The 23,263-nt window shown below is 63.2% G+C and carries 22 protein-coding genes and 1 pseudogene; 13 read left to right on the top strand and 10 right to left on the bottom strand.

The window, feature by feature from the left end:
* Window positions 1-155: 155 nt before the first annotated feature.
* The 3 genes from BHD06_RS14720 to BHD06_RS14710 form a co-directional block, all read right to left on the bottom strand.
* Window positions 156-692: a YaeQ family protein gene (locus BHD06_RS14720; protein WP_080457724.1), complete on the bottom strand. Its 537-nt coding sequence runs from the start codon at window positions 690-692 to the stop codon at window positions 156-158.
* A 197-nt stretch (window positions 693-889) separates the two neighbouring features.
* Window positions 890-2,257 carry an ATP-binding protein gene (locus tag BHD06_RS14715; protein ID WP_080457723.1) on the bottom strand — a complete coding sequence of 456 codons (1,368 nt, stop codon included), beginning with the start codon at window positions 2,255-2,257 and terminating at the stop codon, window positions 890-892.
* On the bottom strand, window positions 2,254-2,913 hold the full coding sequence (locus tag BHD06_RS14710) for a response regulator transcription factor (protein WP_080457722.1): 660 nt from the start codon (window positions 2,911-2,913) through the stop codon (window positions 2,254-2,256). Before BHD06_RS14710 ends, BHD06_RS14715 begins: the two co-directional genes overlap by 4 nt.
* 145 nt (window positions 2,914-3,058) lie before the next feature.
* On the opposite strand from BHD06_RS14710, the gene BHD06_RS14705 reads away from it, so the two are divergent.
* The 6 genes from BHD06_RS14705 (at window position 3,059) to BHD06_RS14680 (ending at window position 8,301) form a co-directional block, all read left to right on the top strand.
* Window positions 3,059-3,397, top strand: coding sequence for a PepSY domain-containing protein (locus tag BHD06_RS14705; RefSeq protein WP_080457721.1), 339 nt, complete (start codon window positions 3,059-3,061; stop codon window positions 3,395-3,397).
* Window positions 3,390-4,055 (top strand): cytochrome b/b6 domain-containing protein, encoded by a 666-nt coding sequence (locus tag BHD06_RS14700; RefSeq protein WP_080457720.1) that lies wholly within the window; start codon window positions 3,390-3,392, stop codon window positions 4,053-4,055. The genes BHD06_RS14705 and BHD06_RS14700 overlap by 8 nt, the downstream gene beginning before the upstream one ends.
* 167 nt (window positions 4,056-4,222) lie before the next feature.
* The gene (locus tag BHD06_RS14695) at window positions 4,223-4,615 is read left to right on the top strand and encodes a hypothetical protein (RefSeq protein WP_080457719.1); all 393 of its coding nucleotides are present in this window, start codon (window positions 4,223-4,225) and stop codon (window positions 4,613-4,615) included.
* 34 nt (window positions 4,616-4,649) lie between these two features.
* Window positions 4,650-5,120, top strand: coding sequence for a DUF2271 domain-containing protein (locus BHD06_RS14690; protein WP_080457718.1), 471 nt, complete (start codon window positions 4,650-4,652; stop codon window positions 5,118-5,120).
* 12 nt (window positions 5,121-5,132) lie between these two features.
* Complete coding sequence (locus tag BHD06_RS14685; protein WP_080457717.1) at window positions 5,133-7,340, top strand: PepSY domain-containing protein; 2,208 nt, start codon at window positions 5,133-5,135, stop codon at window positions 7,338-7,340.
* Window positions 7,321-8,301 (top strand): FAD:protein FMN transferase, encoded by a 981-nt coding sequence (locus BHD06_RS14680; RefSeq protein ID WP_080457716.1) that lies wholly within the window; start codon window positions 7,321-7,323, stop codon window positions 8,299-8,301. Before BHD06_RS14685 ends, BHD06_RS14680 begins: the two co-directional genes overlap by 20 nt.
* Window positions 8,302-8,501: 200 nt before the next feature.
* On the opposite strand, the gene BHD06_RS14675 is transcribed toward BHD06_RS14680, so the two are convergent.
* Entirely contained in the window at window positions 8,502-8,750 is a 249-nt protein-coding gene (locus tag BHD06_RS14675; RefSeq protein WP_080457715.1) for a DUF6552 family protein, read from the bottom strand.
* Window positions 8,740-9,444 (bottom strand): SDR family oxidoreductase, encoded by a 705-nt coding sequence (locus BHD06_RS14670; protein ID WP_080457714.1) that lies wholly within the window; start codon window positions 9,442-9,444, stop codon window positions 8,740-8,742. Before BHD06_RS14670 ends, BHD06_RS14675 begins: the two co-directional genes overlap by 11 nt.
* Window positions 9,445-9,560: 116 nt before the next feature.
* Here BHD06_RS14670 and BHD06_RS14665 point away from each other — a divergent pair, with 116 nt between their 5' ends.
* Window positions 9,561-10,451: a LysR substrate-binding domain-containing protein gene (locus BHD06_RS14665; protein WP_080457713.1), complete on the top strand. Its 891-nt coding sequence runs from the start codon at window positions 9,561-9,563 to the stop codon at window positions 10,449-10,451.
* Window positions 10,452-10,668: 217 nt separating this feature from the next.
* Here the strand turns inward: BHD06_RS14665 and BHD06_RS14660 are convergent, their stop codons facing one another.
* From BHD06_RS14660 to BHD06_RS14645, 4 genes and pseudogenes are all read right to left on the bottom strand, one after another.
* Window positions 10,669-11,049 carry a carboxymuconolactone decarboxylase family protein gene (locus BHD06_RS14660; RefSeq protein ID WP_080457712.1) on the bottom strand — a complete coding sequence of 127 codons (381 nt, stop codon included), beginning with the start codon at window positions 11,047-11,049 and terminating at the stop codon, window positions 10,669-10,671.
* A 4-nt stretch (window positions 11,050-11,053) separates the two neighbouring features.
* Window positions 11,054-12,471: pseudogene (locus BHD06_RS14655) on the bottom strand (aldehyde dehydrogenase family protein).
* Window positions 12,464-13,585: an aromatic ring-hydroxylating dioxygenase subunit alpha gene (locus BHD06_RS14650; protein ID WP_254892433.1), complete on the bottom strand. Its 1,122-nt coding sequence runs from the start codon at window positions 13,583-13,585 to the stop codon at window positions 12,464-12,466. The pseudogene BHD06_RS14655 and the gene BHD06_RS14650 overlap by 8 nt, the downstream one beginning before the upstream one ends.
* Entirely contained in the window at window positions 13,582-14,469 is an 888-nt protein-coding gene (locus BHD06_RS14645) for a MurR/RpiR family transcriptional regulator (protein WP_080457737.1), read from the bottom strand. The genes BHD06_RS14650 and BHD06_RS14645 overlap by 4 nt, the downstream gene beginning before the upstream one ends.
* Before the next feature lie 71 nt (window positions 14,470-14,540).
* Here BHD06_RS14645 and BHD06_RS14640 point away from each other — a divergent pair, with 71 nt between their 5' ends.
* Genes BHD06_RS14640 through BHD06_RS14615 form a run of 6 tightly spaced genes read left to right on the top strand, consistent with a single transcriptional unit; the run spans window position 14,541 to window position 22,283 of the window.
* Window positions 14,541-16,997, top strand: coding sequence for an FAD-dependent oxidoreductase (locus BHD06_RS14640; RefSeq protein ID WP_080457711.1), 2,457 nt, complete (start codon window positions 14,541-14,543; stop codon window positions 16,995-16,997).
* Complete coding sequence (locus BHD06_RS14635) at window positions 16,994-18,076, top strand: alcohol dehydrogenase family protein (RefSeq protein ID WP_080457710.1); 1,083 nt, start codon at window positions 16,994-16,996, stop codon at window positions 18,074-18,076. The genes BHD06_RS14640 and BHD06_RS14635 overlap by 4 nt, the downstream gene beginning before the upstream one ends.
* A complete protein-coding gene (locus BHD06_RS14630; protein ID WP_254892432.1) occupies window positions 18,073-18,732 on the top strand; it encodes an enolase C-terminal domain-like protein in 660 nt (219 codons plus the stop codon). The genes BHD06_RS14635 and BHD06_RS14630 overlap by 4 nt, the downstream gene beginning before the upstream one ends.
* On the top strand, window positions 18,729-19,844 hold the full coding sequence (locus BHD06_RS14625) for a mandelate racemase/muconate lactonizing enzyme family protein (protein ID WP_080457709.1): 1,116 nt from the start codon (window positions 18,729-18,731) through the stop codon (window positions 19,842-19,844). Before BHD06_RS14630 ends, BHD06_RS14625 begins: the two co-directional genes overlap by 4 nt.
* Entirely contained in the window at window positions 19,841-20,986 is a 1,146-nt protein-coding gene (locus BHD06_RS14620) for a mandelate racemase/muconate lactonizing enzyme family protein (RefSeq protein WP_080457708.1), read from the top strand. Before BHD06_RS14625 ends, BHD06_RS14620 begins: the two co-directional genes overlap by 4 nt.
* 4 nt (window positions 20,987-20,990) lie before the next feature.
* Window positions 20,991-22,283 (top strand): aspartate aminotransferase family protein, encoded by a 1,293-nt coding sequence (locus BHD06_RS14615; RefSeq protein WP_080457707.1) that lies wholly within the window; start codon window positions 20,991-20,993, stop codon window positions 22,281-22,283.
* A 519-nt stretch (window positions 22,284-22,802) separates the two neighbouring features.
* Here the strand turns inward: BHD06_RS14615 and BHD06_RS14610 are convergent.
* On the bottom strand, window positions 22,803-23,213 hold the full coding sequence (locus tag BHD06_RS14610; RefSeq protein WP_080457706.1) for a GFA family protein: 411 nt from the start codon (window positions 23,211-23,213) through the stop codon (window positions 22,803-22,805).
* Window positions 23,214-23,263 lie beyond the last annotated feature (50 nt).

Below are 23,263 nucleotides of genomic sequence, written 5' to 3'. Positions count from 1 at the left end.
GCCGCGATCTCCTGCACGGTCTTGTCACCACGTAGCGCTTCCAACGCCACCTTGGCCTTAAACTGGTCTGTAAAGTTCCGGCGCTTCGCCATTCTCGTATCCCTTCAAAGGTTTGGGATACACCTTAGCCGACTGTCCAGTTTTCTGGGGCCACTTCACTTCCATTCTGTCGGGGTCACGTAGACAATTCCATCATCTGCACTGACCATCACTTCGCCATCCTGGACATTGACCTGGATTTTCATCGCGCGGCTTGCCAGCTTGGCCAATGCAGCGGTTTCTGCCTCGGGAAAACTCACCACCTGAAGATTATCAAACCGGGTTGTGCTGTTCTTGACCTTGTCCCACCAGACCTCTGCCGTTCGGCCGCCATAAGGATAGACGATCACCTTGCTGGCCTTGCCGCAGGATTGGCGCATCACCTTCTCGCTCGGAAGCCCCAGCGCCACCCAGACATCAAGCTCGCCGCTCAGGCTTTTCTGCCAGAGATCCGGTTCGTCATCCGTCGAAAGGCCTTTGGTCATTTCCAAATTCTCATGGGCATTCAGCGCAAAAGCAACAAGCCGCACCATCAGCCGTTCATCTGTCTCTGACGGATGTTTAGCCACAGTAAGCTTGTGGGTTTCATAGTAATGACGGTCCATATCTGAGACCGAGAGCTCAACTTTGTAAATAGTGGCCTTTTGCGCCATGATCTGTCCCAAACCTTTGATGATTGGGATGCCTACTCCGTCCGGTGACCTTTGGAAAGCCCCTGAAAAGTCGCAGAATAAAAGGTGCGAGGTGTTCCAGCTTGGGTCATCAGGTGAGGGCGGAATGCGACCGTTCGCGGCGCGTTGAACGAATGTCCGGGATCCGTCGTCTTGCCGGTCCGCCTCGCCCCCTGCTCTCAGTACATCGAGCCTCTCTGCCAGAGGGAAGGGGTCCGCGCATCTGTCGGCAGTTTCACGGAAGCCTGAAAACCCATGTCAAAGCCCGGGCGCGGGGAGGCCAGCACAAGCGGGCTTCCGATCCGCTCCGCGATGGCGGCGACGATGGCGAGGCCCAGCCCGCTGCCATCGCTGCTTGCGTCGGCGCGCTCGAACCGCGCCGTCAGCTGGTTCAGCGTTTCGCGGGACAGCACCGGCCCGTCATTCGCGACGATCAATTCACCATCGGTCGTCAGGGTGACGTCGACGGGGGCGCTCCCGGCCCCGTGGCGCAGGGCGTTCTCCACCAGGTTTCGGCAGAGAATCCCGAAGGCGTCCGGGTCGAGGTCGGACAGAAGCGGCGTCGCCGGCAGCGTCAAGGCGATGCGGCCGGGGGGGGACCCGCGCTCGGTGTCCTCGATCACCAGGCGCGCGACGGTACGCAGATCCGTGTACCGGTCCAGCCGAAGCCGACCGCCCTCGGCCCTTGCGAGTTGCATGAGGCGTTCGGAGAGCCGGGTCAGCCGCTTGAGCGTGGTCTCGATCTCGGCCGCGCGGGCCTCGGCGGCTGCATCACTCGTCTCGGACCGCAATCTCTGTGCCTGCGCGATCGCACCGGCCAGTGGCGTGCGCAACTCATGCGCCGCATTGGCGGCAAAGCTGCGCTCGGCCTCGAAGGCCTCACGCAGCCGGTCCAGCAGGCTGTTCAGGGTCGTGGCCAGCGGGTGGATTTCCGCCGGCAGGTCCCCGGTGGCGACCGGCGAGAGGTCGCGCACGCTGCGCGCCTCGAGGCTAACGCGAAACCGGCGCAATGACCCAAGCGTGGTCCGGACCGCGAATATGATTGCCGCCAGCGCCACGGGCAGCACGATCAACAGCGGCAGCCCGAGACCAAGCTGGATTTCCCGCGCCACCGCCGCGCGATGGGCCAGCGGTTCGGCGACGGTGATGCGCACCGTCCCCCGAAGGGCCGCGTCATTGTAAAAGCGATGGGTCGCGGTCTGGTGAAACCCCGCCCCGTCGTAGGGCGGGAACATCTGCGGATTCGCCGCGTGGGACTGCAGCAGGATGCGCCCCTGCGCATCGCGCACCACATAGGTAAAGAACTCCAGATGTTCCCGGATCGGAGCGAGCCTTTGGGTCACCCCCTCTTCCTCGCGACCGACGATTTCGGTCACCGCAAGTGGCAGGATGCGCTCGGCCGTTTCCCGCAGGGCGCTGTCGAACACCTCGTCCATCTCGCCCCGCACGACGAGGGCGGTGAGCGTGGCGGCCAGCAGCCACAGGACGGTCAGCACCAGCCCGACCGACAGCCCGAGCCGCGCCTGAAGGCTGCGCGGAAACCTCATGGCTTGCCCAGCCGATACCCCATGCCGCGCTCGGTCTCGATGATCGCGCTGCCGAGCTTCTTGCGCAACCGGCTGACGTGGACTTCTATGGTGTTGCTCTCCACCTCGGCGCCGAAGGCATAGAGCTTGTCGTCCAGCTGCGCCTTGGACAGGAGCTGCCCCGGGCGGGAGAGGAAGGCCTCGAACAGGGCCCATTCCCGCGCCGTCAGTTGCACGGGTTTGCCGTCGCGGCGGATACTGCGCGCGGCAAGGTCGATCTCCAGCGGCCCATGGGTGATGATCGGGTTCGGGTTGCCGCTGTAGCGCCGCGCAACCGAGCCGATCCGCGCCGAGAGCTCGGCCAGGTCGAAGGGTTTGACGAGATAGTCATCTGCGCCCGCGTTCAGTCCCTCGATCCGGTCCGATACCTGGTCGAGCGCGGTCAGGATGATCACCGGAGTGACATCGCCGCGCGCGCGCAGCGCCTTGAGGAACGTGATACCGCGCCCGTCCGGCAACATCAGGTCCAGCAGGATCAGGTCATAAGAGGCGCCGTGCACCGCGTCGGTCGCGGCATCCAGCCGCGTGACCCAGTCCACCGACTGGCCATTGGCCGCGATCTGGTCGCGCACGGCGGCGCCCAGGACGGTGTCGTCCTCGATCAAAAGGATGCGCATGCTTGTTCCATTCCCTTCGTGACGCCCCGCTTTTGCCGTGCCTGGCTGACGCAAAGCTTACGGGGTCGGCTGACCATCTTCAGGCTCCTGTCAGCTTCATCGCGCAAGACTCGCATCACCTTGGTCGCAACGAGGAGTTTGGCTCATGACGAAGACATTGACAATTATCGGCTTTCTCGCGGTCTTTCCGGCCGGGATGGCACTGGCCGACGACGATTGTTTCGTCCCGATGACGGACTGGCAGCCAAGGGACGCCGTGGCGCGCCTGGCCGAAGAGAACGGCTGGGTCGTGCGACGGATCAAGATCGATGACGGCTGTTACGAGATCAAGGGGCGGGATGCCGAAGGGCGCCCCATCGAGGTGACCGTGCATCCCTCGACGCTCGAGGTGATCGAATTCGAGTTCGAAGACGAGGACGAGGACGAGGACGACGTGGATGATCGTCCCCGCCGGGATCGCAAGGAGGACCGCACGAATGACTGACACCGTCCCCCACGAAGCATCGCAGACGGCAGCCGGGGCCTCTGGCAAGGTTCGTGTCTGGGACCCGCTGGTGCGGCTGTTCCACTGGGGTCTCGTCGGCGCGGTCGCGATCGCCTGGCTTTCGGCGGAGGAGTTGCAACCGGTACATGAGGTCGCGGGCTACATCGTGGCTGGCCTGGTGGCGTTCCGGCTGATCTGGGGCCTTGTGGGCGGCCGGTACGCGCGCTTTTCCCGGTTCATCAAGGGCCCCCGCGACACGCTGACCTATCTCGGTGACATGGTGCGCGGGGGCGAGCGGCGCTACCTCGGTCACAACCCCGCCGGCGCCGCCATGATCGTGGCGCTGCTTGCCGCTCTCTCGGGCACCGCCTTTACCGGCTGGCTCATGGAGGAACCGGACCGCCTGGCGATGCTGCCCGAGATGCCGCAGATCGTGGCGCCCGCCTGGGCCGATGGCGACGGGGACCATGACGACTACGGCGAACACGGCGATGGACCGCTGAAAGAGGTGCACGAAACCTTTGCCAACCTGATGCTGTTCCTGATCGCGCTGCACGTGGCGGGCGTCGCCCTGGCCTCGGTCCGGCATCGTGAAAACCTGGCCCGTGCCATGATCACCGGCGACAAGCGCGCGCCCGGACCCGAGGAAATCACTTAGACCCATACCTGCGGTCGATGTGTCCCTTCGGCCCACCTGGCCCCGCCGGTTTCCGGCGGGGCTTTTTCCTTCCTGACGGCAAGCTGAAGCGGGAATCGCCCTCTTGTCAGGAAGCCCTCAGGTCCGATCGCCAAATTGGGGTCAGCAGACGAAAAGGAGACCCTGCCATGAGAAAGACCCTTGCAATTCTTGCCGCCTCCACGGCCCTGACCACCGCCATCGGCGTGCCCGCCTGGAGCGCAATGCGCGCCTCTACCGGTGACGGCTCCCAGGCATTTTCCCCGCTTTTCGATGACGGCACAGAGGCGTCGTCGCTGGTTCGGGTTCGTGACGACGATGACCACTACGGAAAGCACCGGAAATGGTGGCGCCTGTTCAGCGACGATGACGATGACGATGACGATGATGATGACGACCACGATGATGACGACGACGATGATGACGACGACGATGACGGTCGCCGCGGCGGCACCAAGAACCCCGCACCCGCCGGCACGGTCGCACCGCCGCAGAACGGGCTTTTCGGCACCGGCACACCGCCGAAGGTTCAGGTGAACTAAGCTCCTCCTCCCCCTCTGAACAAGGATACTACCGATGAAATCGCTTCTTGCCACGCTGGCCCTGACCACTGCCCTGACCGTTCCGGGCTACGCCATGGCGCGCCCGGTCACGCTGACCACGACCCTCAACAACTATGGCGGCGACGGCGCCTATCTCGCGCTTTACGTGACCGACACCTCGGGCGCCTATGTGGGCAGCCTGTGGATGGCCGGCAGCAAGTCGAAATACTACAAGCACCTGACCGATTGGTACCGTGCCACCGGCGGCGACACAGCGCAGGTCGACGGCATCACCGGCGCCAGCGTCGGCGCGGGCCGCAGCCTCGAGATCACGCTGGACCTTGCCGATGCGCTGTTCGATGCGGGCTACACCCTGCATGTCGACGCGGCCGTCGAGGACATGCGTGACAGCCCCAACGAGATCGCCGTGCCGCTGACCATCGAGGGCGCCAGCACTCTGGTGCGCGGGCGCCGCTACATCGCCAGCTTTGCCTACGACATGTAAGGAGACAGGGCCATGATCCGCGTACTTCATCGCTGGCCGGGTCTTCTGGCGTTCGCGCTCCTCGTGGTCTTGAGCCTGAGCGGGGCGGCCCTGTCTGTCTTCCCCGTAGCCGAGCGGATCACAGCGCCGCAGGCCGAGTCCGGCCTGACGGTCGCCACCCTCGTCGATCGCATCCATGCGACCTATCCGGGCGTCGAGCAAATCCGCCGCGCCCCCTCGGGCCGGATCACCGCCTATTGGTTCGATCAGGGAACCCCGGGGGCCGCCGTGATCGACCCCGCCACCGGCCAGGGCGTCGTTTCGGCCGACCCCAACCAGCTGCACCGCTGGCTCACCAACCTGCACCGCTCGCTGTTCCTCGGGGACGGCGGGCGCATCGCCATGGCGCTGGCGGCGGCGGCAATGCTGATCCTGGCGCTTTCGGGCGCGGCCCTGGTCGCGCGGCGCGTGGGCGGATGGAAACACTGGTTCGCGCCGCTGCGCGGGCCGCTTGCCGGACGGCTGCATGTCGAGATCGCCCGGATCGCGGTGATCGGCCTGACCCTGTCGTCCGTGACAGCCCTGTGGATGACCGCCTCGACCTTCGACCTGCTGCCCGATGACGGCGCCACGCCGGCCTTTCCGACCGAGGTCAGCGGAGAGATGGGCGTTGCGCTTGGCCAGTTGGCGTTGCTGGTTGAGACGCCTGTGACTGACCTGCGCGAGTTGAGCTTTCCCTATCCCGATGACGCGACCGATGTCTTCACGCTCAAGACGGACCAAGGCACCGGCTATCTCGACCAGGGCACCGGGGCGCTGCTGACCTGGGCCGACCTGGGTGGGTGGGATCGCCTCTCGGAAACCATCTACATGCTGCACACCGGTCAAGGCGCCGCAACGCTTGGCCTCGTTCTGGGGCTCATGGCGCTCGGCGTGCCCGCATTGGCGGCGACGGGCGTTCTGACCTGGCTCGCCGGGCGGCGCGGGCGGCCCCGCATCTGGGGCAATCAGTCGGCGGTACGCGCCGAGACGGTCCTGCTCGTCGGCAGCGAAGGCGGCAGCACCTGGGGCTTTGCCGCGACCCTCCATGCGGCGCTGACGCAGGCCGGACAAAGCGTGCATGTCGCGTCGATGTCGGCATTCGCACCGCACCGCTACACGGGCGCCAAGCGGATCATCGTGCTGGCCGCGACCTATGGCGACGGCGGCGCACCGGCCTCGGCCAAGGGGTTTCTCGACCGACTGCCCGCCGCCGACAGCGCGCCCGCCGCGCCGCTGGCCGTGCTCGGCTTTGGCGATCGCAGCTTTCCCGCCTATTGCGGCTTCGCCAAATCGGTCGCCGCAGCCGCCGAGGCAAAGGGCTGGCCCGAGTTCCTGCCGCTCGACACCATCAACCGCCAGTCGCCGCAGGACTTCGCGCGCTGGGGCCGTGCGCTGGGTCAGGCGATGGGGATCGAGCTCGAGTTGTCGCACCAGCCGGTTCATCCGGTGACGCAGGCGCTAACCCTGATCTCGCGGCGCGACTACGGTGCCGAGGTGCAGGCCCCGACCGCGATCCTGCGTTTTGCCCTGCCGCGTTCAACCCTGTGGCAACGACTGACCGGCGCCAGTTTTGCCCGGTTCGACGCAGGCGACCTGATCAACATCCTGCCCGAGGGCAGCACTGTGCCTCGCTCCTACTCGCTTGCCTCCTCGCGCCGCGATGGGTTCATCGAGATCGTGGTCAAGAAACATCCCGGTGGCCTCGCCTCGACCCAACTGACCGCACTGAAGCCCGGGCAGACCGTGACCGCCTTTCTGCGTCGAAATCCCGGGTTCAAACCGGGCCGGGGCCGCGCGCCGCTGATCTTGATTGGCGCCGGCACCGGCATCGGTCCGCTGGCCGGTTTCGTGCGCGGCAACGCGCGACGGCGGCCCATTCACCTCTTCTTCGGGATGCGTCGCCCTGACAGCGACTTCTTGTATGACCAAGAAATGCCCGCATGGCAGGACGAGGGTCGCCTGACCCGGCTGGTCACGGCGGTGTCGCGCGGGAACAGGCCTGAATATGTGCAGGACGCGCTGCGTGGTGACAAGGCACAAGCCGCACAGCTCATCCACAATGGGGCCCGCGTGATGGTCTGCGGCGGGCGCGGCATGGCGACGGGCGTGGCCGACGCGCTGACCGAGATCCTTGCGCCAAGCGGGCTCACTCCCGCGGTTCTGAAAGCAGAGGGACGATATGTCGAAGACGTCTACTGAGCCGACACGCCATGCCCTGAACGGCCCGACCATGGGCACACGCTGGTCCGCGCTGTTCTTTGCCCCGCCTGGTTTCGATCCCGCCCCGCTGCGCGCGGCGCTGCAGGCGGCGGTCGATGAGGTGGATGCGCAGATGTCCACCTGGCGGCCCGAAAGCGACCTGATGCGCCTCAACGCGGCGCCGGTCGGCGCATGGACGACGGTGCCGGATCGGATGAGGGAGGTGCTGCGCCTCGGCCTTGAAATCGGGCGCGCCTCGGGCGGGGCCTTTGACATCGGCATGGGCGATGCGGTGACGGCCTGGGGCTTTGGCCCCAAGGCAGCGGCGCCCGATGGAATCCGCGTCGCGATGTCCGCCGATCGCCTGCCCGCACACAGGGCACTGGAGATCGGCGAGGTCCAAGTACGTAAGACCGCGCCCCTCGCGCTCGACCTGAACGGCATCGCCAAGGGCTACGGCGTCGACCGGCTAGCCGAAACCCTGCGCGACCACGGCATCGCGAATGCCCTCGTCGGAATCGACGGCGAGATGCGCGCGCCTGGGCCCAGACCCGACGGGCATGCCTGGACTGTCGCGGTGGAGGCCCCCGACCCCACGCGCCGCACCCCCCATTCCATCCTTGAGCTTGAGGAGGCCGCCGTGGCGACCTCGGGCGATTACCGTCACTGGGTCGAGGTGCAGGGGCGGCGGCTGTCGCACACGATGGACCCGGCCCGTGGCGCGCCGCTGATCGCCTCGCCCGCGTCCGTTACTGTGGTGGCCCGGACCTGTGCCGAGGCCGACGCCTGGGCGACGGCCCTCATGGTGCTTGGCCCCGAAAGGGGCGCGGCCCTTGCAAACGCGCGAGGGATCGACGCCCTTTTCCTCCTGCGCGATGAAAAAGGCGCCACGAGGGGCGTGGGAGTCGGACCGCTGTTTGCCGAAAACCCGGCGGCGACGGCCCCCGTAGCGGCGAGATGACCGGCGATGATGGCACCGGCACGTACCGTGCAAGATGACACTACCGCTTCCGGGCGTGCAGATATTTCGCCGCCGCCGAACCGGGCGTTCAAATCGGTTCGGCTCAAAGGCTGGTTAGGGCCGGGAAGGCCGGGCGTTCGTACGGAAAAGGAGATTTGCACCCGGCCCACCGTCGCAGGTCTGCCGCGAGCCCAATCACATTATTGGCTCGCCATCCCAACCAGCATGGAGCCGAGTGCTATGAAGTGAACCAGCATCAGTGCCCGGTCTTTCCACAGCACGCCCACCACCAACCAGCCCAGCACGCCGACCAGAAACAGGTAAATGTTCCACGGGGTCCATCCGAACCCGGTCGCAGCGTAGCCCACAATCTGGATGACCGAAGCCACCCACTTCACGACGGACACGGTCTGGCCGCGCTCGATAATGTGGCCAGCCTCAAACGCCACGCGTCAGCCCTCCGTCGATCCGCCAGTTCTGCCCGGTGACGTAGCCGCCTCCCTCGGAGGCAAGCCAGCTTATCAGTGAGGAAACCTCCTCTTCCTTGCCGTAGCGGCCCATCGGGATACGAGCCCGGCGGTCTTCGGTCTCCGGCAAGCTGTCGATGAAACCCGGCAGGACATTGTTCATGCGGATGTTCTGCGCGGCGTATTTGTCGGCGTAGAGCTTGGCGAAGCTGGCGAGGCCGGCCCGGAAGATGCCCGATGTCGGAAACAAGGGGTCCGGCTCGAAGGTCGCGAAGGTCGAGATGTTGATGATCGCGCCGCCGCCCTGCTTTGCCATGATCGGTGTGACGAGCCGGGTGGGTCGGATCACGTTCATGAGGTAGACGTCGAGCCCTGCGTGCCACTCGTCGTCCAAAATCTCCAGGATCGCGCCCTTGGGCCCGTGCCCGGCCGAGTTCACCAGCACGTCGACACGCCCCCAGCGATCCGTAGCCCCGTCGACGAGACGTGTGAGGTCCTCGATAGACTGGTTGGATCCGGTCACGCCAAAGCCGCCGAGATCTGCTGCGAGGGCCTCCCCCTTGCCCGAAGACGATAGGATGCCGACCTTGAAACCATCGGCGGCAAGGCGTTTCGCGGCATCGGCTCCCATGCCGCTGCCACCTGCCGTGATAAGCGCTACTTTTTCTGCCGTCATGATTATTTCTCCTTGCTGGCCGGAATGTGTAGACCGCGCCTGTTGTCCAGCAGATAAAGGCTGTATGCTGCGATGACCAGCCAGATGAGCTGTTGCGTGACAGTAGGAAAACTATCGTGTCTTATGAGATCACGTTGCCGCCCCTGAACGGACTTCGGGCATTTGCCGCCGCGGGGCGGCATCTGACCTTCCGCGCGGCGGCCGAGGACCTGGGGGTGACCCAGGGCGCGGTGGCTCAGCAGGTGCGCGGATTGGAAGAGCACCTCGGGCTCCGCCTGTTCCTGCGAGAGCCACGCGGTCTGTCGTTCACTGAGGAGGGGCGCGGCTACCACGCGGCGGTGTCGCGCGCATTCTCCCAGCTCTCCGACGCGACCGCCGCGCTCCGGTCGGCACCGTCGCGAGTGACCATCAGCGTGACCCCCACCTTTGCGTCGAAATGGCTCATCCCGCAGTTGGCGGACTTCACCGAGGCCAATCCGGAAATCGACCTGCGCATCACCGCGACGGAGCGCGTCTCGAGTTTCCATGCCGACGGGATCGACCTCGCGGTGCGTCAGGGGCGGCCGCCTTTCGGAGCGAGCCTGCGCGCCGACCTGCTGTTTCCGCAGGAGGTTGTCGCTGTCTGCGCACCGCATCTGGTCACGGAACAAGAACTACCGCTCGATGAGGCGGCATTATTGCGCATGACACTCCTGCATGACACGCATGATCTCTGGCCGAGTTTCAGCGCGGCGGCTTTCGATCGCGCCACAGAGCAGCCCCGCGGCCTCCGTTTCAACCAGACGACGCTGAGCCTCGATGCCGCCCTGGCTGGACAAGGCGTCGCGCTGGCCAGTCGCTTCCTCGTCCAGCGGGACCTGAATGCAGGGCGGCTCGTTCAGCCAATTTACAGCGCGCTCGAGGGCGGACTGGATTTCCATCTCCTCATGCCACGCGATGTAACCTCTGACGCGGTTTTGCGTGTGCGCGATTGGTTGCTCGGAAAGGCGAGCGATCGTGGCGGATAATGGGCCTCAGGTCGTAGTTGGCTCTTTTGTCCGCAAATTATGTCTTCAAAGCATGTTCGTGTTTTCACCCGCAGCGAACGGCAACTCCGACGGTCGGCGGCGCAGCATCATAGAGCGACGGCCAAAAGCAGGAATGGCCCGCGAGCGACGCTCCCTAAGATCGGGATGATCAAGGATGCTTCGCGCCTTCGCGGGCTTGCCGAGATAAGCTCTGTTTTCAGCTCTCTTCCAGAATCCGTCGGGCCACGCGAAAACATTCAAGCGCCTGTGGGACACCGCAATAGATGCCGATCACGTGGATGATCGCTCGGATTTCATCCTGGGTGACACCATTGTTAAGCGCTCCGCGGCAATGGGTTTCCCATTCGTGCATCTTGCCCAAAGCCCCGATCATCGACAGGTTCATCATGGAGCGTGTCTTGGCGTCGATCACATCATCACCCCAGCCAAAGCCCCAGCACCAGGCTGTCATCGCCTCTTGGAAGGGGCGCGTGAAATCGTCCGCAGCGGCAAGGTTCTTCTCGACATACTCGGCCCCAAGCGTCGCTTTGCGTTGTTCCAGCCCTTTCAGGAACAGGTCTTCGTCGAATGCGCTCATGGTGTTATCCTTTCAACCGGATCGCGATGTTCTTGGTTTGCACGTAGTTCCATAGCGCCTCGCGGCCCTGTTCGCGGCCATAGCCGGATTTGCCGTAACCGCCAAAGGGCGTTTCAACGCCGCCTGCGTACCATTCGTTGACAAAGACCTGACCGGCGCGCAACTGGCGTACCGTGCGGGTGCGCGGTTCAAGCCGGTGGTAAAGACGTCGCCGACCAAGCCGTAGTCGGTGCTATTGTCGATCTTGATGGCCTGCGCATCGTCGCGGAAGGACAACACCGACAGGACAGGGCCAAACACCCCTTTGGTAGCGATTTCCATCCCCGGTGTCATGCCCGCCAGCACCGTGGGTTCGAGAAACGCGCCGGGGCGGTTGAGCGGCCGCCCACCGGTCACGACCCCTGCGCCTTTGGATTGCGCCGTTTCGATTATTCCCACGGCACGGTCGCGCTGACCGTCGCTGACCATCGACCCCATGTTCGCGCCGAACTCGTTGCGCTCAATGCCAGGCCCGACCGACAGGGATTTGGCAACTTTTTCTGCCCGTTCAATCAATTCGTCACGGCGGCTTTCATGCACAATCACGCGGGACATGGCGGAACAGACCTGGCCTGTGTTGAAATAAATGCCCCAGCGAATGTCATTCTCAAACGCATCAAGATCGGCGTCGTCATGCACAATGGCAGCCGATTTTCCGCCCAATTCAAGCACGCAGGGCACGACGTTTTGTGCTGCCGCTGTCGCGATGGCGATACCTGTGGGCACAGAGCCGGTGAACACGATCTGGTTCACATCAGGGCGTCCAGCCAAGGCCGCGCCCGCGTCGCGCCCCAGCCCGCAGATCACGTTCACCGCGCCAGGCGGGAAACCCGCCGCCTTGGCTGCCCTTGCCAGATAGGCATTGGTCAGCGGCGTCATCTCGGGCGATTTGATCACGCAGGCGTTGCCGGTGGACAGCGCCGCCGAGAGTGACCGGGCCGTCATCTCGATCGGGTAATTCCACGGAATGATCTGCGCCGACACGTCGAAGGGTTCGTATTCGGTCCAGTCCATGTAGCCGGACTCAAGAGGAATGGAGCGGCCTTCGACCGTGCTGGCCTGATTGCCGTAATACACGAAATAAAGCGCAGCCCCCTCGAACTCGATATGGGCCTCCCAAAGCGGTTTGCCCTGTTCGAGCCTCAGGATGCTGACGATCTCGTCCCTATGCTCCAGCAGATACCGCCCCATCGCCGTCAGTGCGCCCGACAGATGGACCCTGCGGGCGGCCTGCGCGGCGCGGTCCGCATCGGCGGTATCGGCAAGGGCGTGCTCAGCGATTCGTTCGCCTGTCGTGGGGTCGGTCACCTCGATCCGGCCCGCACCGCCATCGACCCATGCGCCGTCGATGTAATTCTGCCAGTAGGGGTTCACATCAGCCATCCACAGCTTCTCGCATCCAGCGTTGAAGATGCATGACCGAGTGTTCGGAATTCACACCGCAGGCGGGATCGACCACCAGCGGCCCGGGCACGTAACCGCGCGATTTCAACCCGCGCTGTACGTTTTCGACAAGGTGAATGTCTTCCTCGACCGTAGTGGCGCGGTCCTGTTGGGCCATACGACGGACGGTTTCGTCGTCGTAGCCCGCGACCGAATACCAGCCGCGCCAGACCACCACGTGATCCGCATCCACCGCGCGCCAATGGTAGGTGTTCAGCAGGTTGCCGGGATAGACTTGGAAGGAAAACATCGGCCAGAGAAACCATGACGAATACTTGTCATGGTTGGCAAAGCCGCTGTCGATGTCATAGGTCATCTGGCTCAGGTCGTTGCATTCGGTGGTATGGCGTAGGCAATACCCCTGCGGCTGGATGTCGTAGGTTTCCGGCCGGATCACACCTGTGGCAAAGGTCGGGTGGTTCAGGGCGCAATGGTAGCACTCCGAGTAATTCTCGACCGAGACCTTCCAGTTGCAATTCTCGGGGATCGCCACCCATTCCAGCGGCTTGAGGTCAGCCCAGTTGGGCACGAAGTCTTCCAACTCAGCGCGCGCGTTGGGGAACCAGTCGTCCATAGACGCTGCATCCGGGTCGAGGTTGACGAAGACAAAGCCAAGGAAAACCTCGGTTCGCACTTCGGTCAGGCAGATTTTCGAGGCATCGAAGCCGGGCACCGATTTCGCGTTCGGGGCGGCGCGCAGTTTGCCGGTGAGCTCATAGGTCCACGCGTGATATGGGCAGACGACGACGCGGGTTGAGCCTTCGCCGCTGACGAGTTGATGCGCGCGGTGTTGGCAGACGTTGTAGAAGGTGCGGATTTCGCCATCCCGCCCCCTGATCGAGAACAGGTTTTCATCGCCCAGATCAAAGGCCACGTAGTCGCCGGGGTTCTCCAACTGGCTGGCGTGGCAGGCGAATTGCCAGGTTCGTGCCAGCAGACCGGTTTTTTCGACCTCGAAGACCTGCGGGTCGGTGTAGTAGCGCGCCTTGAGCGAGCGAATGGGCTCGCCTTTGTGCCCTACCGCGTCGCTACTTGAGGACGACATCCCGTTCATTCTGGCTCCTCCACATAGATGCCAAGCTGATGGCGGCGGTCATGGAATTTTTCGACCCGCTCCACGATCTCATCGCTGGCAACCGCGATCACAAAGCTCAGCAGAGTTTCCAGAAGCGCGACGGTCGACACGGACGAAGGAAAGAATTGCGGCGTATCCACGGCGACGACAAAGCCATGATCCGCTGCGCGGATGATCGGACTGGCCGGGCTGTCGCTCAAGCCGATGATGGTCAGGCCCTGCTCTCGGGCCACCTCGATGGCGGCGACAACCTCGGTCCGGTAGGGACGCATGGACATGGCGATCAGCACATCGCGTTTGTCTGCCCAGGCCAGATCATCCGTGGGCGTCGATCCGGGGCGGGGAATGGCGTGAAATTGCACCATGCCGGTGGAGGCGAGGTAGGTGAAGTTGCGCGCATTCGCGTTGTTCACCCCGACGCCCAAGGTGAAGACCTGCCGACTGTTCCAGATCGCCTCAGCGGCGCTTTTCAGCGCCTCAGCGTCGATGCCGGCGAAGGTCTCTTCAAGGTTCCGGATCGCCCCTTCGACCATATCGGCATAAAGCCCGCCCAGATCGCCCGATTTGCGGATGTCCTGTAACCAGCGCGCTCGGTCGGGAAAGCTGACAGCCCCCTTGCGGATCGCTTCGCGGAACGGCGCGCGGAAATCCTCATAGCCCTCGAACCCCATTTGGCGGGCCATGCGCACGAAGGTGTTGGGTTTCACCTTCGCCGCCTCGGCAATCTCGCGCACCGTTGAAACCCCAACGTCATTGGGGTTCTCCAACACGTAGCGCGCGGCTTTCTGCGCCTCGGGCGTCAGGGCGTCCCACTCTTCGGTGAGGCGATCCAATACGCGATTTGATACATTTGTGCCATTCATGATTGACATTGGTACACACGTCCACTTAGCCTGTCCACAGGTTTTGCGACTCCCGAACAAAGGAAGCGACCATGTCGGACAAGCAGTTTCCCAGCCACGCCCGTGTGGTCATCGTTGGCGGTGGTGTGATGGGGGTCGGACTTGCCTATCACCTCGCGCATGAGGGCTGGGGGCCGGAGGTGGTCCTGCTGGAAAAGGCCGAACTGACGAGCGGCAGCACGTGGCATGCGGCCGGACAGATCACGCATTCCACCTCCAGTTTCAGCCTTGGAAAATGCGTGGATTACAACATCAGGCTTTATTCAGGTGGGCTGGAGGCCGAGACGGGGCAGGCGGTGACATGGCATGGCTGCGGGTCGTTCCGGCTGGCCTATACCGAGGACGAGATGGATTGGCTGCGCCACACGCTGTCGGTTGGGCAGTCGCTCGGGTTCAATATCGAGCTGGTCGGGCCGGGCCGGGTGGCGGAGTTGCATCCGTTCTATAATCTCGACGGCGTGCTGGGGGCGCTGCACACGCCTGACGACGGGCATGTGGACCCGACGAATGTGACCATGGCGATGGCGGCAGGGGCACGGGCCAGAGGCGCGCGGATCATCCGCCGTTGCCGGGCTACGAATATCACGCAGGCGGCAACGGGCGAATGGCTGGTTGAGACCGGGCAGGGCACGATCACCTGTGAACATGTGGTCAACGCGGGCGGCACCTATGCGCGGCAGATGGGCGAATGGTCGGGTCTGCAACTACCCATGACCTCGATGACGCATCATTATTTCGTCACCGACGAGGTGCCGGAATTCCGCGATCTGGAGTGCGAATTGCCGGTCATCCGCGATGACCGCAAGGTCTCGGGCTACATCCGGATGGAGCAGAAAAGAGGCCTGATCGGTATCTACGAGAAAGCCAACCCCAACACGGTTTGGGAGGATCACTGCCCCTGGGAGGCCGAAAACGAGCTGTTTGCGGCGGATTATGACCGCGTCATGCCGTGGCTTGAGGAATCTCTGAACCGGATGCCGATCTTTGCAGAGCTTGGTATTTCACGCGACGTGCACGGCGCGATTTCCCATCCACCTGATGGAAATCCGCTGATCGGTCCCGCGCCGGGCGTGCGCAATTACTGGTGTTGCTGCGGCACACAGATCGGCATCGGCTGGGGGCCGGGGCTCACGCGCGAACTGGCACGCTGGATGGTGCATGGCGCGGCGGATATCTCGATGCGCGACTATGACCCGCGCCGGTTTGGGTCTTATGCCACCAAGGAGTGGCAGGTGGTGAAGGCCAAGGAAGATTACTGCCTGCGCCACGAAATCCCGTTCCCGCATTTCAACCGACCGGCCGGGCGTCCGATCAAGCCGTCGCCGCTTTATGATGCCCTCAAGGCCAAAGGCGCGGTGTTTGAAGAGGTGTACGGGTTCGAGCGTCCGCGCTGGTTCGCACGGGATGGCGTGGCGCAGGAAGATCACTATTCGTTCCGCCGCACGGTGGTGGACGAGATGGTGGCACAAGAGGTCAAAGCTGTGCGCGAGCGGGTCGGGATCATGGATGTAACGGCCTTTACCAAGGTGCTGATCGAAGGACCGGATGCCTATGCACTTCTGGATCGGCTGACAGCGAACCGGATGCCACAGAAAGTTGGCAGCATCACCCTGACGCATATGCTCAACCGGCGTGGACGCATCGAATTGGAAACCACCATCGTCCGCATGGCCGGCGATAAGTTCTACCTCGTCTGCGCGGCCTTTTTCGAACAGCGCCTGCTGGATCATCTCGCGGACCAACGGAAAGACGAGACCGTGACTGTCACTGCCCTTTCAAGCACGTGGGGGGCGCTGTCGCTAAACGGGCCAAAATCCCGGGACGTGCTGGCGGCTTGCACCGATGCGCGGCTGGACAATTCCTCTTTCCGCTGGCTCTCTGCGCAGGAGATCACCGTCGCAGGTTACAAAGTCTGGGCCTTTCGCATGTCCTATGCAGGCGAGTTGGGCTGGGAATTGCATATGCCATTCGATGCCATGGCAGAGGTCTACGCCGCGCTCTGGCAAGCGGGCGAGACGCATGGCATTGCCGACTACGGCAGCTTCGCCATGAACGTGATGCGCATGGAAAAAGGCTTCAAGGGCGCGGGCGAATTGACCAACGAAGTCACCCTGGCCGAGGCCGATGTGCTACGATTTGCGCGGACGGACAAAGACTATCTTGGCAAGGACAAGACCCTGAACACCGATCTGCCTTGGATCTGCGCCTATCTGGAGATCGAACCAGACGGAGAAATCGACGGGCACGGCGGTGAGGCGGTGATGCTGGATGGCAAAGTAGTCGGCTCCACAGCGTCGGTCGCCTATGGCCATACAGTCGGCAAAATCCTCGCCTTCGCCTATATCAAACCCCATGCCGCGGAACCCGGCACCGCGCTTGAAGTGGTGATCCACGGCACCCCGCGTGTCGCGCGCGTTCTCGCCGAACCGGCCTATGATTCGGAGAACCTGGCTCCCCGCGTCGATGCCATTCAGGAGCCTGCCGAATGAATCTGCCAGCGACAATGCGCGCGATGGTCACGATGGGACATGGTGATCTGGATCAGATCGTATTGCACGAAAACTGGCCGCGTCCCGATCCTGTGGTCGGCGAAGTGCTTATCCGCGTCGGGGCCTGCGGGTTGAACAATACAGACGTAAACACCCGCACAGGCTGGTATTCCAAGGCGGTGAGCGAGGCCACGACAGGCGGCGCTTACGCGAAGGTGAACGATGACGATCCCACTTGGGGCGGCGCGCCGATTGTCTTCCCACGCATCCAGGGGGCCGATGTATGTGGCGAAATCGTCGCCGTCGGCGCGGGCGTCGACCCGAGCCGGATTGGCGCACGGGTGATTACCGACAACTGGCTGCGCGATCTGCAAGACCTCGGCAACAAGGACAAGACCGGCTATTTCGGATCGGAGCGCGACGGTGGCTTTGCCGAGTACACCACGATTCCTTCGGAAAACGCGCTCGCAGTGCAATCGGGTTTATCGGACGCCGAACTTGCGACATTCTCGTGTTCGTATTCGACCGCCGAGGGCATGCTGACCCGTGCCAAAGTCAACAAGGCCGATACTGTGCTTGTGCCTGGTGCTTCGGGCGGGGTGGGCGGCGCGCTTGTGCAATTGGCCAAACGCCGTGGCGCTCGTGTGATCGCGATGGCTTCCGAAACGAAGCATGACACCGTGGCGCTTCTGGGCGCTGACCGTTTGTTGCCGCGTGCGCCCGACAATCTGCGTTCAGCGCTGGACAGCGAGAAGATAACGGTCGTCGCGGATGTCGTCGGCGGGCCATACTGGCCGCAGCTCATCGACATCCTCGAACGCGGCGGGCGCTATACCTGTTCGGGGGCCATCGCCGGGCCAATGGTCGATTTGGATCTGCGCACGTTTTACCTGCGCGATCTGACATTCACAGGCTCCACCGTGATCGACCCCGAGGTGATGTCGAACCTCGTCCGCTACATCGAAGCGGGCGAGATCAAGCCTAATCTGGCTGCGACCTATCCACTCGATGAATTACGCGCGGCGCAGGCAGCTTTCATCGCCAAAGAGCACACCGGAAACATCGTGGTCTGCCCATGAAGATCACGCGCATCCGCATATACAAGACAGATCTTCCGTATGTGGGCGGCAGCGATTGGGCGGCTGACATCGACAGGATAACAGCGGGTGTCGCCCTGCTGGAGACGGGCGAAAAGGCAATGGCCGATGCCAATCAGGGCTGGCGCGTTGACAATGCCATCCGCGTGGCGCGGGCGACGGCTGGCCTTGATTACATTCTCGAGCAGCCTTGCAAGACCTACGAGGAATGCCAACAAGTCCGCCGCGTGGCTCAGCAGCCGATGAAGCTTGATGAGTGCATCACCGGGTTGGCCGCGGCACAGTGTATTGTTGCGGACCGCGGCGCCGAAATCTGCTGCCTCAAGCTGTCCAACCTTGGGGGTCTGTCCAAAGCACGCCGTGTGCGGGACTTTCTGGTCGAAAACCGAATGCCCGTCGTGGCCGAAGACACCTGGGGCGGCGAGATAACGACGAGCGTCGTTGCGCATTTTGCGGCCTCGACACCGGAAGAGTATTTGCAGAACTCCACCGATCTGATGAACTACACCACCCGCTCCACCGGCGTGGGCGGGGCATGGGCCAGTAACGGCAGGCTTTTTGCACCCGACACGCCCGGTTTGGGCGTCACGCCTGATTTTGACAGCCTGGGCGCCCCGGTTGCGGATTATGGCGCATGAAGATTACCGCCATCACCGTCTACCAAGTCGACCTGCCCTTGGAACATCCCTACTGGCTGTCCGGCGGGCGGCTGAAGTTCGAATGCCTCGATGCCACACTGGTCAAGCTTGAAACCAACGCCGGGATCACCGGCTGGGGCGAGGGCACGCCCTGGGGACATACCTATGTGCCCGCCCACGGCCCCGGCATCCGGGCGGGGATCGAGACCATGGCGCCGTTCATCCTTGGCCTCGATCCGCGCCGGGTGTTGGAGGTCGAGCGGGCGATGGACCTGTCCCTGCCCGGTCATCTGTATGCCAAATCGCCCATCGACATGGCCTGTTGGGACATTGCGGGGCAGTCAGCGGGGCTGCCGATAGCCGATCTGATGGGCGGCGGGTCGCGCACGCCGCGCCCGATTGCGTCTTCTGTGGGGGCCAAGACTGTGGAAGAGACGCGGGAGGTGATGGACCGCTACCGCGCCAGGGGATACATCGCCCATTCGGTCAAGATCGGCGGCAACGTGGATCGCGATATCGCCCGCATCAAGGATGTCGAGGCGCATCGCGGCGCTGATGAGATCATCCTTTACGATGTCAATCGCAGCTGGTCACGGGCCCAGGCGCTTCAAGTCATGCGCGCGACCGAAGTATTGAATGTCACCTTCGAGCAGCCTTGCGAAACCCTGGACGATATTGCGGCCATTGCGCGCAAGCATGCCGCGCCGGTGTCTGTCGATGAGACACTCGTCACCCTTCAGGACGCCGCGCGCATCGCCCGTGACGGGCTGGCCGAGGTCTTCGGGATCAAGCTGAACCGTGTCGGTGGCCTGACCAAGGCCGCCCGGATGCGTGACGTAGCAATTGCCCATGGCATCGACATGTTCGTGATGGCCACCGGCGGCACGGTTCTGGCCGACACAGAGGCGCTGCATCTGGCAGCCACTATCCCCGACGCCAATTGCCGCGCGGTCTGGGCCTGCCAGGACATGATCACCTTGGATATCGCGGGCGGGCGCGGCCCGCGCAACACCGCGGGACACCTGCACTTGCCAGAGACACCGGGTCTGGGCGTTCATCCCGATGAAATGACGCTCGGCGCGCCCGTCGCCATCTATGGGGCCGCGACATGACCGTGCCGCCGCGCCCTGCGACATTCCAGAACGTCTCGGCCAAGATCACCCGGCTGCGCCTCTGGCATGTGCCTCTGACCAGTCACGCAACCTATTACATGGCCGATGGCAAGACGTGCGATACGGTGGAAACTGTCGTCGTCGCGCTCGACACCAATACAGGGCTGACGGGATGGGGTGAGGTTTGCCCGATCCCGCATTACTTGCCCGCCTACGCCCGTGGGGTTGCGCCCGCCTTGCAGGAACTGGCACCGGTCATCCTCGGAGCCGATCCCATTGGCGCAGAGGCGCTGATGGCCAAAGCCGATGCCTTTCTGCCCGGTCACGTCTACGCAAAGTCTGCGTTGGACATCGCGCTTTGGGATATCACGGGGCAAACTGCCGGACTGCCGATCCATGCCCTGATGGGGGGTAGGCGACAAGAGACCCTGCCGCTCTACCACTCCGTCACTTGCGTCGAGCCAGACGAGATGGCCCAGATCGCGCGCGAGGCGCAGGCGCAAGGGATCACTCAGTTTCAGGCCAAGCTGGGCGCGTCCGGCGACTGGCAAACCGATGTCGAGCGGCTGACACGCGTGCGCGACGCCGTCGGCCCCGGCCCGTTGGTCTATGGCGACTGGAACTGCGACGCGACCACATTGGACGCGTTCCGCGTGGGGCGCGCGTCGGCCCATCTGGACGTGATGCTGGAACAACCCTGCGCCACGCTGGAGGATTGCGCTCGGGTGCAATCCGCCACCGGTTTGCCGATGAAGATGGACGAATTGGCGCATGACACGGCCTCACTGCTCGCGGCACACCGGCTGGGGATCATGGATGCCGTGGCGCTGAAGCTGTCGAAGTTCGGCGGCTTGTCGGCCACGCGCCGGGCGCGCGACCTGTGCCTGCATCTTGGGGCAAAGATGTGCGTCGAATGCACCTGGGGCAGCGATATCGTCACGGCCGCAGCACTGCACCTGGGTGCTGCAACCCCGCCGAACCGTTTGCTGAACGTCTGTGACCTGTCGGGCTATGTCAGCCCGGGCCTCGCGCCCGACGCGCCAACCCGAACCGCTGGCCGCATCGCGCCGCCCGATGGCCCCGGCCTCGGCATCACCGTTGACGAAACCTGCCTCGGAACACCCGACCTGATACTGGATTGACCATATGAACCGCATTCACACCCAAGCCGATTGGATCGCTCGCGCCCGAGAGGTTCTTCCCGCCGCCGGTTTTGGCAATTTCGACGCCTCCATCGTGATTGCGCGCGGTGAGGGCAGCCGTGTCTGGGATGAGGACGGCCGAGAATACGTGGACTACCTGATCGGCTCTGGCCCGATGCTTCTGGGGCATGGCCATCCGGAAGTGATGGAAGCGGTGTTGGAGCAACTACCGAAGGGCATGACATTCTTTGCGAACAACGCGAAGGGTATCGAACTGGCCGAAGCCATCGTCGATGCCGTGCCGTGCTGTGAGCAGGTACGCTTTGTCACCTCGGGCGGCGAGGCGGACATGTATGCCATTCGGCTTGCCCGCGCCTATACCGGCAAGCCGAAAATTCTGAAATTCGAGGGTGGTTATCATGGTATGTCCGCCGAGGCACAGATGAGCCTTGCCCCCGCGCGCGAAGTCAACTTTCCCACGCCCGTGCCAGACAGCGCGGGCATCCCGCAGGGTGTGGCCGACGACGTGCTCATCGCGCCCTTCAACGACCTTGCGGCAGTTGCATCTCTGCTCAGCGAGCACCAGGACATCGCCGCCATCATCGCCGAGCCCTTGCAGCGGATCATCCCGGCGCAGCCTGGCTTTCTGCAAGGCTTGCGCGATTTGTGCGACACGCACGGTGTGCTGCTGATCTTCGACGAGATCGTCACTGGCTTCCGCCTTGCCTATGGCGGCGCTCAGGAACGTTATGGCGTAACGCCTGACATTTGCACGCTGGGAAAGATCATCGGCGGCGGCTTTCCCTTGGCTGCGCTCGGGGCCAGCGCCGAGATCATGGCGCATTTCGACAAGGCCGCCGTGGGGGCAGAACTGTGGTTGATGCAGCTTGGCACTCTGTCGGGCAACCCGGTGGCGTCAGCCGCAGGGCTCAAAACGATGGAGGTCCTGCGGCGTCCGGGCCAATACGAACGGCTGCGTGAATTGGGCCAGTCATTGATGAATATGCAGTCCGCAGCGCTTTCCGAGCAGGGCATCAGACATCGTATCTGCGGCGACCCAACCCTGTTCGACGTCTACTTCACCGAAACCGACCCGACCGATTATCGCAGTGCAAAGCACAGCGACCCCAAGTTGAACGAGGTCTGGAACAGCACACTGCGAGCGGACGGTGTCTTCAAATCCGCCGGGAAACTCTATCCATCCTTGGCCTTGAGAACCGCCGACATGGACTTGACCCAGTCGGCTTTCCAGCATGCTGCTCTCGCGGTCGCGAAACAACAAGCGTGCGTCGTATAAATCGCTTTTGCACGACCGATCACGGTTGAGCGAGCTCCAAATAGATGGCCCGTCTTCCGCCGGTCCAAGGTTGCGCGCTATCATATCCGAGATCATGCGTGCGCGAAGCGGTGTCATCGGTGTGGAATGCTGAATGTTCATGTGAAAACCCTCTGTCAACCGAGGCAAAATCACCTCGATCAACAGCAAACTCTCAACTTCACAATCCGCGAAACAAATCCCGACTACGCGCAACCCACGTCACAAGCGCCCACATCGCGAAGCGATTTAGTGCAAGAGCCCTAATTGACCATGAACTTGAAGACCTCACTGCGCAGCTGCAGCATGACAGGCGCGGTAAGATCGGCCCGTTGCGGACCTTGGCCACCACTTCTAAATGCTGCAATGCGGTCCGCCATTGCGGCCATTCGTGCATCACGCAGCATCTCTGTCCCTCGAATGACAGCAGAGCCGGACGACGCCGATGGTCGCGTCCTTATCGTCTGGCTGTTGTCAGAGATGCATCATCGGCGCGAGCGTTCAGCCGGGAAGTCCGTCGATCCTTTCGATTGAGGCCAGGGCTTCGTCCCAGTTCGCGCGACTGGAACAACAGATATGCGCGTTGGGTCGAATGTCGATTGGGCTGTCAAGCGAGCCCGCGGGCACCGCAAGCAAACCGACCTCTGGCTGGGAAATAGGCAGTGCGGACCCGCAGTTGGAGCAAAAGCTATTCATGTGGCGCGAACCAGGGAGATGAAACGTCTTGATGTTTGCCTCGCCTGACACCCAGGTGATTTTGGCAGTGGACGAAAACAGGTTTGCCGAATGGGCAGAACCGCTGTCCTTGCGGCAGCGGGAACAGTGGCACAGGAAAAAGTTCTCAAACTCTCCCGATATGTGGAATTTCACAGCGCCACAAAGGCATTGTCCCGTAGTCGGATTGTTGTCCATTCACACTCCTCGCGACCGGTAAGCCCTGCCGCCAGTCGAACGCATTTCAT

The sequence above is a fragment of the Roseovarius sp. A-2 genome (genome assembly GCF_002072155.1).
Classification (GTDB): Bacteria; Pseudomonadota; Alphaproteobacteria; order Rhodobacterales; family Rhodobacteraceae; genus Roseovarius.
Note: the sequence above shows the minus strand (reverse complement) of the source record. Positions and strands in the feature narration are given on the sequence as shown.